This window comes from Secundilactobacillus mixtipabuli, assembly GCF_002217925.1.
GTDB classification, from domain to species: domain Bacteria; phylum Bacillota; class Bacilli; order Lactobacillales; family Lactobacillaceae; genus Secundilactobacillus; species Secundilactobacillus mixtipabuli.
Map to the genome: position 1 here is coordinate 1 of NZ_BCMF01000014.1, position 14,519 is coordinate 14,519.

Sequence of the window (14,519 nt, forward strand, 5' to 3'; positions counted from 1 at the left end):
CGTGGTTGATTTTAATGAATGGGCGGGAATGCCCGTTTTTTTATTAGTTAATAGTGTACAAAAAATCTGTTATCAGTAATAGATAGAATCTATTACCAACAACAGATATTGTAGAGCCCAAATTATAACGGCCGTTTCATTTCAAATAAACCATCGATCGTGCCGTACGTTGTTCCCGCTAGTCTTGCTAATGGGTCGAGCTGCTTGGCGTCAACGTGCAGGTTTTTTGAATTTAAAACGGCATCGTCGAAATAAAAGTCGGTGACTTCTAGGATAAACATGTCAGTGAGCACCTGATCATGATGATCCGTGATTGGAATATATTGATGGAGAATCGTTTCAAAGCGAACTTTAGGGGCCGTTAAGGCAGGCACCGAAATGGTGTGACTTGGCGTCGTCTCGAGATCAGTCAGAGCCAGTTCGCTTTTGTTGTGAGGCAGACTGGCAGCAGTTTGATTCATCTCGTGAGCTAGTGGCTGGCTGACAAGGTGAATAACCGCTTCTTGATTAGCTAAAATGTTAGCAGCCGTGTCTTTTTGCTCAGACTGTTTGCGCCCAACTGACAGACTTAATAGCGGTAGGCCACTGGCTACGGCTGAAAAAAAGCTGAATGGTGCAATGTTCAAAGTTTGATCGGGTTTGGGCCCTAATGTGGTGACCCAGGCGATTGGCCGCGGAATAATGCTGCCTGACAGCAGCTTGTAGCATTTTGCTGGGGTTAGCGATTGGCTTGAATAGTGCAGCATAATGCACCTCCCTAATAAATTTGGCTATATTATAGTTCATAATCACTGAAATCAATAATTTGACGCTTTCAAACACTTCCGTGGACGCTGTAAGCGTAGCGTGGTACAATCTCGCAGTAGAGAGAGGAAGGTTAACATGAAATTTACCAAAAAACGTAGTCAAAATAAGCAAGCAGAAGAAAAACGTGATGCTACTTGGAAAAAGTTTAAGGCACAACAGAATACTTTAGCCGCAAATAAGCGGGGTGATCGACAGCGTAGTGGCAGAAAAATTAATTTTTAAGTGAAATCAGTCATTTTTCTTGCAATATTGGTCTAGATGACTTATTATTGGGCTATACCAACAAAAGGAGTGGCGAATCATGTCAGAATCTACTAAAGCAAAAATGAATGTGATTATCGTTAAGGATCGTGTAGACGGCGGTCGAAAGGGTTTTGAAGTATTTGAGAATGCTTACCGTGATGGCGCTAAGGTTTTCGGGTTAGCAACTGGTAGCACACCAGTCACGACTTACGAGGAATTAACCAAGAGTGACCTTGATTTTAGTCAGATGACTTCCGTTAACTTGGACGAATACGTCGGTTTGACCCCTGATCATCCTCAAAGCTATCATTACTTCATGCAAAAGCATCTGTTTGATCAAAAGCCATTTGCCCATTCATATGTGCCAGATGGTATGAACAGCGATGCAGCTGCTGAAATGAAGCGTTACGATCAAGTGATTGCGGACAACCCAATCGATCTGCAAATCTTAGGTTTAGGACAGAATGGTCACATTGGTTTTAACGAACCTGGCACTGATCCTAAACTCGGAACTCACAAAGTAACCCTGACTGAATCAACTATCAAAGCCAACGCCCGTTTCTTTGAAAACGAAGATGAAGTACCACGTTATGCTTACTCCATGGGGATTGCTTCAATCTTAACTAGCAAGCATATTCTACTGGAAGCATATGGCCCAGAAAAAGCTGATGCGGTTAAAGCAATGATCGAAGGACCCGTAACCACTGATGTCCCAGCTAGCTTTCTGCAACGTCACGATCAAGTAACGATTATTATTGATGAAGCGGCGGCAAGCAAGTTGAGTGAAGAATACTAATTTAAAGAGAATTGAATCATGCATAGGAGAGAAGAGCGACAACGAAGTCGGTCTTCTTTTTTGATGGGGACACCGAACGGTAAAGTTTACCTCCAAGTTTCAAGGGTTCAGTTATAATGAAGAAGATTGGACGAGCTTGTTTTCAACGTCTATTCCAATTATAATAAGAATAAATTGCTGTATCTGAGGGGGACATACACATGCGCAAACAATGGATAGTGGGGCTGCTCACTGTTGGCTTAGTCGTATGCGGTCTAACTGGTGCTGGGCACACTAGCGCAGGAGCGAGCACAACAACGGATCAATTCATAAGTACCATGTCATCACCGGTCAAAAAAGTGGCTGATCAATATAAGTTATATCCATCTGTTATGATGGCTCAGGCTGCGTTGGAAAGTGCTTGGGGGACGAGTCAACTATCAGTCGATGCCAATAATTATTTTGGTATTAAAGGGGCGTATAATGGTGCTTCTGTGACCATGAATACGGCTGAATATGATGATAAGGGGCAACTTTATTACACGAACGCGGCGTTTAAAAAATATCCCAGTGTGACAGCCTCCATGACCGATAACGCGGAGCTGTTGCGTAACGGGACTGCATGGGATCCTAATTACTATTCAGGAACCTGGCGCGAGAACGCAGCCACGTATGAGAATGCAGCTAACGCGTTAACCGGAACCTATGCAACAGCACCAAATTATGGGTCATCGCTAATCAATTTGATTCAAACGTATAAATTTTATTCATTAGACAGCACGCCGGCTCCGGCTAAAAAACCGACAGTTAGCGCGGATGAAGTGAAGTATTACTTCGGCGCCGATGGTCAAACAGCTACGTTAAGCTCGAAATATAAGAGTTATGCTGTTTATAACCACGTTAAGGGAAGCAAGTATAAAACTGCCAGTTATAGCTGGTCAAAAATTGGTGGTTGGCAAGGCAGACCTGTCTGGATTGATGGGCGTGGCAATAAGGTTAAATATAAGACGAATTGGTATCGGATTCGTTTCAGCAAGCAAACCACCGCAAAGAAGTACTGGGTTTATTCAGGGGTACTGAGTTTTCCCAAGACCACTTACGCGAGTTATAAGAAAACCGGTAAAGTAATCAGCAGCAATTATCCAGTATATGATCACGTTTTTAATTCAGAATACATTGCTAAGCAAGTTACCACGACGAAAGCTTTAGCTAACCATAGCGTTAAAGTCGATAGTAAAGCCACTCATGTTCAAAATGGGATAACGACCACCTGGTACAGGATTCACAGTGGCTCGCTAACCGGATGGGTTGCTTCAAAAGCAGTTAAAATTTAATCTGATCAATCGTTTTAATGGCCTTGATACCACTTTTGGTACGGGGCTTTTTTAAAGTTTAAGATTTCAATTTATTAGCAGATCTTAACTTGTGAATTCTTCAGAAACAGATATAATATTAACGGTTTAGTATTTTAGATGGGAGATTTATTAGGATGAAGCTCTGGAAAAAACTGACACTTATGCTGGCATCAGCTATTGGACTCAGTGTATTGACAACGGGTGTTGCCCAAGCGGATACCCATACTGACTTTATTAATCGGTTGAGTCAACCGGTGTTAAAGGTCAGTCGCCAGAATCATCTTTATGGTTCTGTTATGATGGCACAAGCAGCCCTGGAGAGCAATTGGGGCACTAGCCAGCTCTCGTTAGATGCTAATAATTATTTTGGTGTCAAAGGCAGTTATGATGGCCATTCAGTAACGATGTCGACCGCTGAAGCCAATCCCGGTGGTTCGATGTACAATACCTTAGCTCAGTTTAAGTCTTATCCAACTGCTCAGGATTCATTGAATGATTACGCCAAAGTATTACGCGGCGGGACATCGTGGAATCCATTTCTCTATGAAGGCGCATGGCGGGAAAATGCAAGTTCGTATATGACTGCCACGAACATTGTTGCTGAAAACTACGCAACTGATAAGAATTATGCCAATAAGTTAAATAAAATTATTGCGGCTTATGATTTGCACGACCGCTTTGACCGAACTACGGCCAACAGCACGGATGCTGATACAAGTACGAGGATTACACCTGGAGTAGATTATGCCAGCTATGATGGTACCGCAACGGTAAAACCTGGCACGATCAAATTTTATAACGGTGTGCCAACGTCAGCTGATAAAACCAAACTGATCCGGACCAAACAGTTAGCTAACAAGAAGGTTAAGGTATTGACCCGTGGTATCGTGACTAAGGATCAAACCATCTGGTATCAAGTTAAGAGCGGTTCAGTCACCGGCTGGATTCAGATTACCGATATTCTAGGCCTAAAGAACAATTAATTGGGTCCATAGACAAACAAGACATGGGTCAATTTCTCTGATATAATGACGTTCATGCGTTATAAACCGAAAAAAGATGTTAGGAAGAATTTAAAAAATGGCAACTGATTATAAGATTATGGTGCAAAATGTCACCAAAGAATACGATTTATTCAAGACTCAGTCAGAAAAGCTAAGGGCTTTCTTCGCACTGAATCGCAAACCCGTTCCTCATTTTTGGTCGCTAATGGGTATTTCATTGAAAATCATGCCCGGTGAAACACTGGGGCTAATTGGTGTGAACGGATCGGGAAAATCAACTCTCTCTAATATTATTTCTGGGATTATTCCGCAAACTACTGGGATTGTTGATGTGCGCGGAGATACGTCCATTATTGCCATTGGCGCAGGGCTCCGAGGCAATCTGACCGGGTTAGAGAATATCCGGTTGAAAGCCTTGATGCAGGGGCTAACAAACGAACAGATTGATGGCCTGATGGATGACATTGTTAGTTTTGCTGATATTGGCGATTTCTTATATCAACCCGTTAAAAGTTATTCAAGTGGTATGAAATCTCGATTGGGATTTTCAATTGCTGTACACGTCAATCCTGATATCCTCATAATTGATGAAGCCCTTTCCGTGGGTGACGATACCTTTTACCAAAAGTGTGTGGATAAGATTACAGAATTTAAAGCTGCTGGCAAAACGATTATTTTCGTGAGCCACTCATTGAAGCAGATTGAAATGCTGTGTGATCGAGTTGCCTGGATCCACTATGGTAATTTAAAAGAAGTCGGTGATACGGATTCAATCGTTAAAGATTACCGTCAGTTTGTTAAATGGTTCAAGGATTTGAGTAAAAAGGAAAAGAAACAGTTTCAATTGAAAATGAAACAAGCACAAAAAGAGTTTGATATTGATGCTTATCGAGCTGCCGTTGTGGAAGAACGACAGAAACAGAATCCAAATGAGCAAAATGTTGCCGTAAAAGTTAAAAAGGATTTTTATGGTTCTGTCATCAGTGAAAAAATGTCAGTTGGCAGTCGCCTATTAACACTTGTTGTTTTATTGCTGCTGGTCTTCACTTGTTGGACGAATTTGTCCGGTCATTCTTTGACCGAAGTTGTTTCAAATCCTTCAGCTTTGACGCATCCAACCAGTCACGTGGATAAAACGGGTAGTCTCAACAAATAAAATGAGTTTATGGTTAAAAAATGTGATTATTTCTCATAAAATGTGTTATAGTGTCATTAACCATTTATTTACCCCCAATTCGTGTTGAGCGAAAAGGGCTATCTCACGTTTTGTGTTTTTTAAAAGGGCCTTAATCGTTCAGTGAAGCGATTAAAGCGCCTTTTTTTTATAAAAAAAGTAACTGCAAAATTCATCTGGAAAAGGTTGACAGCGCTTTCATAATGCCTTATAGTATTACTTGTAAGGTATGAATTAATTACCTTCTAATCAATTCTCTTTCTCTCTTATGCCGCCACTATCTTAGATAGTGGCTTTTTTGTGTTGTGTGTTTCATGAACTGATTAAGGGTGTTGTGGGATTGCTTACGGGCAGGATACCGAATATAATAATCAAGTGAATAGACGCAACTGCACATTAGGGCTAAAATAAATTCTGACATTGCCTTTTTGGATTGATGTGTCAGTTAAAAAGTGGAGGGAGAGTTTTTATTTGAAGAGTCATGAAACGTTTACACTCATTGAAGAAATCACACGGCTAGATGGTACCAAATACATGGAAATTAGTAATATGGTGCAAAATGGCCGTGCTGAGTTAGCAGCTGAACGCGGATTTATCAAGCAGGTCCGTATTTTACAGTTAAATATTCCCCATTCTCCGCATGTTGAAACTTATGAGAAATACATTAACGAAAACTATGAAATGCCAACAGAAGCAATGGATCACTTTGAGGAGTGGAAGAAGCCAGAGAAGGTCCAACACGAAGTCGATATGGTATTAAAAGAAAATCATATTGGTTAGAATTTGAGGAAAAAGCAATTGCACGCTGTGATAAATTATGGTATAAATAACTCATGGCGTTTTTATTGCCCCGTAGTTCAGCGGTAGAATAATTGACTGTTAATCAAGAGGTCGCTGGTTCGATCCCAGCCGGGGCAGTTTTATTAGTGAGATGAGTCAGCGTACATAAGCAGTACTAAAAAGTGACAACCAAGTAAAATTGGTTGTCACTTTTTGTATTCAAATCCGTATAATAATTGACGATTGCTTAAAGCATTGACGGCAAGAGTTGGTTTTAATCCTCATCTGTTTGGAACCGATTCAAGGTCATTTCGGCTTTCTCATGAACGTTTTGCAAACGTAACTCTTTCAAGTGTTCAAATAGGATCCCTTCTCGCAGGCCGCTATTGGAAAATGTAATCCGGTCAGAGTCAAGATAACGCATGAGTAAGGTCAATGGTGTTAAACCACCCACAATGATGTCAGCTCGGTCTTTACTGAGCCCAGGAATCGATTTTCGGCCTTCTAGGTCCTGACTAACGATCCTAGTAAAGGTATTGTCGACCGAATGACGACTTAGGCGGTAGCCGTGAATATCTTCGAAGTTGAGAATATTATTGTAGCGACGGTTGATTTTGGCCAAGGTACGATTACTGCCGCCAAGACCAATGACGGGCAAATTCAGCCCGTTTCGAAGCCACCAAATGCTGTTATAAACATCGTTAACGAATGTCATCACCTTAAAAAGGCTGGCAGCTGAAATTTGATCCGTAGGTAAGTATTGCTGGGTTAAATTGACACTACCTAACGGGATACTGATTAAATGGCTAATGGTGCTGTTTTGAACCAGCACGATTTCAGAGCTGGCACCGCCAGTATCCAAGATGACGGCGTTAGTTGCCGGTAACGTTTCACTGACACCCAGGTAGTCGTAGTAGGCTTCCATGGTGCCAGGTAAAACGTCAAGTTTAATGTCGAGTTCTGTTTCAACGCGCTTTAGAAACTTTTTTTGGTTCGTTGCTTGGCGGGTGGCTGCAGTAGCAACGGCTTTGAGCCTGACGTTATTTAACTTTGAATAAACGGCTTTAAACTCGTGTAGGGCAGCCATTGTTCTTTCAATGGCTTCGGGCTGTAAGACCTTTTTCTCCCCCATGTTTTCGGATAATCGAACGTACTCTTTCATCTGTTTGACGGTGGAATAGGTACCGTCATCATCAATTTGGGTAATGGTCATTCGAGCTGAATTAGAGCCGAGGTCGATCACTGCAAAATTTTCCATTAGTCTGATTCACTCCCATCATCATAGTTTAAGGGATTCGGTTGGTTTTCAGGACTTAGCATGGGTTGAAATTCAGTAGGTGCCGCTTTGGCGGCCTCGGCTTGGTCACGTTTAACACGTTCGGTTGCGGCCTTGGCAAAAGCACTTTGGGATTCAAGCGGTACGAGTCCACGGCGATCAATGTGGGTATAAGTACCATCTGCGCGTAGGACCCGCGTCTTAACGTTATCGTGCCACATTGTGTCGAAAATTTGGAGAACGCGATTAGCTAAATCTGGTTGCAAAATTGGAAAGAGTAGCTCAACTCGTCGGTTAAGGTTGCGGGTCATTAAATCAGCACTGGAGAGGTAGACGGTTTTTTGACCATCAATATCGAAGCTGTAAATTCGGCTGTGCTCTAAAAAACGGCCCACGATTGAATGAACGGTGATATTGTCGCTAATTTCTGGAATACCGGTTTTTAAACAGCAGATTCCACGGATGATCAATTCGATATGAACGCCGCAATGAGAGGCTCTATACAGATGTTCAATCATTTTTTGATCTGACAGTGAGTTCATCTTCATTCGAACGATGACATTGGCACCTTCTTTTGCGGCAGCACTTGCTTGAGAGAGCTTATCGTAAATAAATTCGCGAATCCCATCGGGACTAATGTGAAGCTGGTGGAAATAGGGCGGCTTGGAGTAACCGGAAAGCATGTTAAAAATGTTGGTAGCATCGATTCCCATATCGTTATTGACTGTGAAAAGTCCCATATCCGTATAGAAATGAGCGGTAACATCGTTATAGTTTCCAGTTCCCATGTGCATGTAGCGACGGATGCCGCCTTGCTCCCGACGGACAACCAAGGAGAGCTTACAGTGGGTCTTTAAGCCGATTAAACCATAGATAACGTGACAGCCCATCTTTTCCAACTGCTTGGCCCAGTGAACGTTATTTTGTTCATCAAATCGTGCCTTAACTTCAACGAGGACGGTAACTTGTTTCCCGTTTTGAGCTGCTCGGCCGAGATAACGGATGATTGGCGAATCGCCAGATACTCGATACAGTGTCATTTTGATTGCTAACGTATCCGGATCAATAGCAGCCTGGCGAATAAATTCAACTACTGGGTCAAATTTGTCATAGGGGTGTTGCATAAGCCAATCGTGTTCCCGAATGGCGGCAAAGATATCGTGGTTATGGTCCAGTGCTGTTGGCTGGTAGGCGGTAAAGCCGGCGTATTTTAAGTCATCGTGGTTGATAATTTGACTCGTCAGTTTACTTAAGAAAGTGAGATCCACGGGCCCGTTGGTTTCATACACGGCGAAGTCAGGGGTATTCAGCTCTTTATTTAATAGCTTTAAAAGCTTCTTGCTGATCGTGTTTTCAACTTCTAATCGGATAACATTACCATGCTCACGTAATTTGAGCTGTTGCTGCACATCTTTTAACAAGTCGGAAGTATCCTCTTCAGCAACGTCGAGATCCATATCTCGAATAACTCGGAAAACGACACTTTCCTTGACGTTGTAATTAACGAATAGCTGACCAACAAAAGTTTTGATGATTTCTTCAATCAGGATAAAAGCGTTTTCTTCACCAGGTAAACGCACAACTCGCGGAAAGACATCCGGAATTTGGAGCGTTGCGTACAGTCGGCCGCTGCCATCACTGGGTGTCAGCTGGATGGCTAAGTTAAGTGTATCGTTAGCGATGAAGGGAAAAGGTCGAGAACTATCATCGGCCATTGGTGTGAGCACTGGATAAAGCTCATCGTGGAAGTAGCTTTTAATGAATTGAAATTGCTCAGCTGATAGATTAGGTGCTTTTTTTAGGTGAACGCCAATTTGCTGAATGGCAGGGATCAAGGACCGGTTCAAGGTCGTATACTGCTTGATAAGCATATCGTGAGCCCGTTTGTTGACCGCTCGCAATTGCTCCTCAGCAGTCATCCCAGAGGCATCGGGTTTTGGATAGTTAACCGCCGCTAATTTAGCTAGCGAAGCCACCCGGACCATGAAGAATTCATCTAGATTACTTTGGGTAATACCTAAAAATTTTAACCGTTCAAGGAGCGGATTTCCCTTATCACGCGACTCCTCTAAAACACGATCGTTAAAGTCGATCCAACTCAGTTCGCGATTGTTATAATAATCCGGATCGCTATAGTTTCTTTTATCACTCATTTTGAAGTCACACTCCTTTGCTTTAGTCGTGGTTTCAAACCAAATGTTTCTTCAAAAAACTGACTTTTGTAGGAAAATTCCCATTGCTCAAATGAGAGGTTTTCATTACTGTAGACGGTGAGAACGAGTTCAGGTGCTTTAATCGACACTGAGATGCGGCGGATTTTTTGTTGCTGATCGTCATCTAGTGCATCAGCCAAGCGTAGGATTGCCGCTAACTTAGCGACTAACAGCCTTTCCTCAGTATCAAGTTTTTGAAAATGGCTAAGATCTTCACTGGGGGTCTTAGAACTATGATATCTGGCAATGGCAGCGATGATTTGCCGTTCGTGGACAGATAAGCCAATGATGCTGGTGTGACGGATGATGTAGTCAGAGTGCAGGTAGTGTTCATGTGGTTCAACGTAGGCGCCCACGTCGTGCAAAATAGCAGCCATTTGAAGTAATAGTCGATCACGTGCGGTTAGCTGATGGATAGGTTTCAACTGGTCAAAAAGATGCAGGGCAAACTTCGTCACGAGCTCGCGGTGAACGGGCTCCACGCGATAATGATTAGCCATGGTGATGGCTGAATTGATGGTCTGTTCAGAGAAATCGTACTTGCTATAGCCAGAACGAACCGCTTCATTAATTGCCAAACCATCCAAAACGGTATTATGCGAGAAATGCAATGTTGTGGCTTGCGTCAAGTGCATGAGTTTGCGAACCAGTAATATTTCGGGTAATAACAAGGATATTTCGGATTCTTTGACGCCATATTGATCGATCAAGAATTGATCTGAAGCGTCAATCACTCGGTCAAAAAGAGCATCAAATTGTTTTGCGGTCAGTGTGTGGTGCTGTTCATTTTCAATGGTCAGCTGACTTAAAGGCATCGAGCTTAATAAAATAAGATCGCTTGGACCGTCAATGGCTTCCTGTGGCAATAAGCGTTTGTAATCTGATAGCTTGCTGTCAATGTAGTCACTGAGGACTTCTACGGAATTGGGTGCACTTTGACGCAGGCTTTCAAGGTCTTCAGCTATTCGAACGGGTCCTAAAGAATAGTAGTTTGAGTAGACAAATGAAAAGTGGTTAAATTCGGTGATGGTTGTATTACCAGAATTAATCCCAATTAAGTAGGTCAGATTTTGTTCGGTTGGAACTCTCTTTTGATGCAGATCAACCAAGACCGCCTGATTACGGTAATACGTTTCCTCACTAATAGAGAGCCAGTTAAGTTTGATTCCCGTTCTTAAGAAGACTTGATCTGCAATGAAGTCCGCGTTAGTTGCTCGAGAAAGTGCTTCACTGCCCCAAAGCTGATAGTCCTCAATTTGATAATCATTTAATAATTGTAAAAAGCCTCGTAACGACGAGGTCATTTGATCAACCAATTCAAATTGAATGGGTTGATGGTGGTATAAGTTATCACCAACTGATAATTCTTTGTGGACACGCTCAATTGTTTTTAGTGTTTTAAGATCAACAATGAGCAAATCTAAGCCCTGGACCGAAATGAGCATGGTGCCAAAGTAGTGGGTTGCCACAATAATCGCCTCCAAAATAAAATTTAATAGAATACCTGATTATCCATTATTAACCGGCTGATATGTTTTTCCGTTCGCTGGTTTTCCGGCGGTAGGGACATATAATCACCGTACACCCGGGTCAAAATGGCATCGTAGGCCGTTGGCACGTTAACTTGTAAGTACTCAAATGGGACTTGGGTTAGGTTGGTCAGTTCAGTTCCCGAGAGAATTTCACGGTCGTAACCATATTGTGAGGCTAAATTTTTGTAGAAATTAAAGTGACTGTTTTCATAAAGGCGCATAATCGCTTCCCGTTGGTGTTTGAGTTCTGTCAGATCCTCAATTTTTTCGGGTGCCGGTTCTGATTTGTGGCGCCGTAAAGGGGTGTCAATCAAGCCGTAACCAGCTTTTAGAATAATCCGACTATCAAGCAACTTGAAACGGGTTATTTGACTGCGTCTTTGTGAAGGGTCATCTGGAATGCGGTCGAAGGGGAAAATATCAATAAAGACGCCTTTACGCGCGTTATTAACGTTGCCCTTTTCTTCGATGTAGGTGAACCGATCCAGTAATTTCATATAGCTAAAGCCATAATTATCATCTGAATAGGCGGTTTGCAGGAAATAATGATCGCCGCGTAGTTTTTCAGGCGCATACTGAGCGAAGGTCTCATAATCGGCCCGAGTCATGCCGATATCCATGTCGTCATCCCAGGGGATGAAGCCCTGATGACGGATGGCGCCCAATAAGGAACCACCAATCAAAAAATAGTTCAAAGAAAGGTCATCACACAGGGCAATGATTTTTGCTAGGTTGCCCAATTCGACTTGATGAAGCCGTTTAACTAAATCGATATGCTTCTCCTCCTTTCTGATTAATTTTACACTGTTTTTAAAGGTGATTAAACCTTGATGTTGTCCTAATAAGAAAAAAATTAAGGATAACCAAAATATTACTGTTATATAATCGTTGGGATTATCGGATACATGTGGTAATTCATTTCGGATAATGATAAGCTAACAGCAGGAATGCTATTTAGGTTAGGGTGAAAAATATGAAACAAGCACAATTACTGGATGAATACATTGACGTTTACATGAAGTTACTTAAATATCTGGATTCTTTCGTGTCGGAGCCGGCGATGAAATATAGCCTATCTTTCGAGCAGTACTTAATTATGCACGATATTGCTCAGCAATCTCACGTGACTTTGGCACGAATTGCTGATCGGCGGGGCGTTACTCGTAGTGCCATTTCTCGACAGATTAAGGTGTTACTCAAATTGGACTATATCTATCAGCAACGCGACGAAAAGGACCACCGCAGGCAATTTCTGCACCTGACGCCACGTGGCCGTCAAATTGAAGAGATCTTAGCAAAAGCTGCCGAAGATCGTTTTAACGGCTGGATTAAAATTTTTGGCGAAGACCGAGCGATGGATCTGCTCCAATTCATTCGTCAATTTAGTGAAGCCGCAAGTTTAGAAAATAAATCAAGAATTTCATAAACGGGCTGATTAAAAGCACCATTTGAACTGTAGGAGATTGCGGTTCAAATGGTGCTTTAAGTTTCAATGATCAAAGCTATCAACGACTTCAATCGTGTATTTACCGCTATTGCTCAATAGTTTGGAGACTGGGCAGCGACGTTCAGCTTGATGTGCAAAGTCAACTGCCTGGGAGTGACTGATATGGGGGATATGGATCAGAGCGGTCACTAAAAAATCTAAGCCATCGGTACTTTTAACCATACTGACATGCACCCTGACTTCAGCTAAATGGGGCAGGCCGTTTTCTTTTTCAATGGCTTCCAAGGTGGCTGACATACAGGTGCTTAATGATAATCCCAGTAGTTGTTCGGGGTTAGTACCGGGCTTGTCTTCTAGCGGATGGCTAACCGCAACTGCTAAACCATTAGGGATATAAGCGACCCCATTAACGCCATCGTTGTTGATTGCTTCTGTTTCATATCGATGAATATAATGCTTTGATTCGGCCATGTAAGAGCCCTCCTTTATTCATTATTTTAGAGCTTTATTTTAAATTTAGCAACGCTGAGCATTCAGCTATACCAATTATGATATATTTAATTAAAAGATTTTTAAATAAACTTAATAAAACGCTTACTTGACTAATCATGTGATTGATTAAGGGGCTGGGATAGGGGAAGACGTTTTGCCACATTTTTTTGAATTTATGATACTATAACTAGACCAATCTAATGGAATGAGCTATAATTATGGTGTTGTAAGAGTTGGTTTGTAAGTCCTGAAGCTTTGGAGGTATCACTAATGAATGTGATAAATTTTTCAGGCCACCCCGTGGTGCAGAATAACTTAGTTGAACAGGTCGTCCGTCAAGGGCAATCGGTTGATGCTAAGTCGATGGCACGTTTTCGGTCGATGGTACGAACCCATGTCGAACTGTTTGGGGAACAGAACGGTACACGGGATCAAACGGATATTTAGGATTTTAAAAGGGATAGTTATAAGCGGGATGACGTTGATCATCCCGCTTATTATTGTTTTTAATGAACCGAGCCGGTTGCTATCAGAGAATTAATAGTGGTTTAATGGTACTAGGCTTAAAGAGGGAGCGATTAGTTTGTACAAAGTGATGGTCGTTTTACACGATGGTGATGACTATATTCGGATGAATAAGGTTTATTTTGAAACCATGCCAGTAGCTGGTCAATACATTATCCACTCAGACGGATTAGCTTACATAGTTGAAGAGGTGACAACATTTGCGGGTTATGTCAGCAGCAAAGGGGCGACAACGATACTAGTCGTTCACCAAGCCCCTCGTGATGCAGCCGTTAATAAACTGTACGGAATTGATATTGAACGGGACCTCGATGACCCCGAGAGTGATTAAATTATTGAATTGAAAAAGCGTCAGTTACTGGCTCAACTTATGTTGAACCAGTAACTGACGCTTATTTTTGGGGACTAAATAAACTTATTTTCATCGATATCCATGGCATAGCGATGAGTTTGAATATAACTGAGTTCTGCAGGATCAAATTGCTGCAGGTCTTTTTTTGTAATTGGACGTAAATGATCAAAGTCAAAGTGAGGTTCTTTAAAATCAGTAATTGGTAATTTCATTTTTAAACACTTCCTTGTATTAAGTTGCCATTATTATACACAGAAAGTGGTCTAAAAGCTACACAAAAATTCATTAATTTGATATTGATACGAGAACTATGCATGCGACTAATATTAGCCCTTTATTTTGTAGGCGTTTACAAAGATAATTTATAAATAATATGCAGATGTATGAATATTCGATGACAATGAAGACTTCGGTTGATTTGGCTGATAGAACTGAGACATACCAATCAGAAAGAGTAGAATCGTTAATAATAGAATAAAGAGCTCAATTAAAATCTGTTTCATGCTAGTACTCCTTTCTGCGCCTGCTATTTTACCACTCTGCA

17 protein-coding genes and 1 tRNA gene are annotated in these 14,519 nt (G+C 41.8%); 10 read left to right on the forward strand and 8 right to left on the reverse strand.

Annotation, left to right across the window (positions count from 1 at the left end):
* Nucleotides 1-122: 122 nt before the first annotated feature.
* Nucleotides 123-746: a flavin reductase family protein gene (locus tag IWT5_RS11130; RefSeq protein WP_089110013.1), complete on the reverse strand. Its 624-nt coding sequence runs from the start codon at nt 744-746 to the stop codon at nt 123-125.
* Nucleotides 747-882: 136 nt separating this feature from the next.
* Here IWT5_RS11130 and IWT5_RS12330 point away from each other — a divergent pair, with 136 nt between their 5' ends.
* From IWT5_RS12330 to IWT5_RS11165, 7 genes are all read left to right on the forward strand, one after another.
* Complete coding sequence (locus IWT5_RS12330) at nt 883-1,029, forward strand: hypothetical protein (protein WP_089110014.1); 147 nt, start codon at nt 883-885, stop codon at nt 1,027-1,029.
* A gap of 103 nt (nt 1,030-1,132) precedes the next feature.
* On the forward strand, nt 1,133-1,846 hold the full coding sequence (locus IWT5_RS11140; protein WP_089110039.1) for a glucosamine-6-phosphate deaminase: 714 nt from the start codon (nt 1,133-1,135) through the stop codon (nt 1,844-1,846).
* 200 nt (nt 1,847-2,046) lie between these two features.
* A complete protein-coding gene (locus IWT5_RS11145) occupies nt 2,047-3,159 on the forward strand; it encodes a glycoside hydrolase family 73 protein (RefSeq protein ID WP_089110015.1) in 1,113 nt (370 codons plus the stop codon).
* Between the two features lie 155 nt (nt 3,160-3,314).
* Nucleotides 3,315-4,163, forward strand: a complete 849-nt coding sequence (locus IWT5_RS11150) for a glucosaminidase domain-containing protein (protein WP_089110016.1) — start codon at nt 3,315-3,317, stop codon at nt 4,161-4,163.
* A 97-nt stretch (nt 4,164-4,260) separates the two neighbouring features.
* The gene (locus IWT5_RS11155; protein WP_089110017.1) at nt 4,261-5,340 is read left to right on the forward strand and encodes an ATP-binding cassette domain-containing protein; all 1,080 of its coding nucleotides are present in this window, start codon (nt 4,261-4,263) and stop codon (nt 5,338-5,340) included.
* Nucleotides 5,341-5,829: 489 nt separating this feature from the next.
* The gene (locus tag IWT5_RS11160) at nt 5,830-6,138 is read left to right on the forward strand and encodes a hypothetical protein (protein WP_089110018.1); all 309 of its coding nucleotides are present in this window, start codon (nt 5,830-5,832) and stop codon (nt 6,136-6,138) included.
* Between the two features lie 66 nt (nt 6,139-6,204).
* Nucleotides 6,205-6,276, forward strand: a tRNA-Asn gene (locus tag IWT5_RS11165).
* A gap of 136 nt (nt 6,277-6,412) precedes the next feature.
* On the opposite strand, the gene IWT5_RS11170 is transcribed toward IWT5_RS11165, so the two are convergent.
* Genes IWT5_RS11170 through IWT5_RS11185 form a run of 4 tightly spaced genes read right to left on the reverse strand, consistent with a single transcriptional unit; the run spans nt 6,413 to nt 11,932 of the window.
* A complete protein-coding gene (locus IWT5_RS11170; protein ID WP_089110019.1) occupies nt 6,413-7,396 on the reverse strand; it encodes a Ppx/GppA family phosphatase in 984 nt (327 codons plus the stop codon).
* Nucleotides 7,396-9,567, reverse strand: a complete 2,172-nt coding sequence (locus IWT5_RS11175; RefSeq protein WP_089110020.1) for an RNA degradosome polyphosphate kinase — start codon at nt 9,565-9,567, stop codon at nt 7,396-7,398. The genes IWT5_RS11170 and IWT5_RS11175 overlap by 1 nt, the downstream gene beginning before the upstream one ends.
* Entirely contained in the window at nt 9,564-11,096 is a 1,533-nt protein-coding gene (locus tag IWT5_RS11180) for a Ppx/GppA phosphatase family protein (RefSeq protein ID WP_225360281.1), read from the reverse strand. Before IWT5_RS11180 ends, IWT5_RS11175 begins: the two co-directional genes overlap by 4 nt.
* A gap of 23 nt (nt 11,097-11,119) precedes the next feature.
* The gene (locus IWT5_RS11185; protein ID WP_089110021.1) at nt 11,120-11,932 is read right to left on the reverse strand and encodes a LicD family protein; all 813 of its coding nucleotides are present in this window, start codon (nt 11,930-11,932) and stop codon (nt 11,120-11,122) included.
* Between the two features lie 200 nt (nt 11,933-12,132).
* Here IWT5_RS11185 and IWT5_RS11190 point away from each other — a divergent pair, with 200 nt between their 5' ends.
* Nucleotides 12,133-12,585, forward strand: coding sequence for a MarR family winged helix-turn-helix transcriptional regulator (locus tag IWT5_RS11190; RefSeq protein WP_089110022.1), 453 nt, complete (start codon nt 12,133-12,135; stop codon nt 12,583-12,585).
* A gap of 63 nt (nt 12,586-12,648) precedes the next feature.
* Here IWT5_RS11190 and IWT5_RS11195 read toward each other — a convergent pair whose 3' ends face one another.
* Nucleotides 12,649-13,077 (reverse strand): OsmC family protein, encoded by a 429-nt coding sequence (locus IWT5_RS11195; RefSeq protein ID WP_089110023.1) that lies wholly within the window; start codon nt 13,075-13,077, stop codon nt 12,649-12,651.
* 291 nt (nt 13,078-13,368) lie between these two features.
* On the opposite strand from IWT5_RS11195, the gene IWT5_RS12235 reads away from it, so the two are divergent.
* Together IWT5_RS12235 and IWT5_RS11200 are read left to right on the forward strand one after the other, a co-directional pair.
* Nucleotides 13,369-13,545 (forward strand): hypothetical protein, encoded by a 177-nt coding sequence (locus IWT5_RS12235; RefSeq protein WP_159459327.1) that lies wholly within the window; start codon nt 13,369-13,371, stop codon nt 13,543-13,545.
* A gap of 136 nt (nt 13,546-13,681) precedes the next feature.
* Complete coding sequence (locus tag IWT5_RS11200) at nt 13,682-13,954, forward strand: LysR family transcriptional regulator (RefSeq protein ID WP_089110024.1); 273 nt, start codon at nt 13,682-13,684, stop codon at nt 13,952-13,954.
* A gap of 74 nt (nt 13,955-14,028) precedes the next feature.
* On the opposite strand, the gene IWT5_RS12240 is transcribed toward IWT5_RS11200, so the two are convergent.
* Nucleotides 14,029-14,187 carry a hypothetical protein gene (locus IWT5_RS12240; protein WP_159459328.1) on the reverse strand — a complete coding sequence of 53 codons (159 nt, stop codon included), beginning with the start codon at nt 14,185-14,187 and terminating at the stop codon, nt 14,029-14,031.
* Between the two features lie 150 nt (nt 14,188-14,337).
* Complete coding sequence (locus tag IWT5_RS12245) at nt 14,338-14,478, reverse strand: hypothetical protein (protein WP_159459329.1); 141 nt, start codon at nt 14,476-14,478, stop codon at nt 14,338-14,340.
* Between the last annotated feature and the right edge of the window lie 41 nt (nt 14,479-14,519).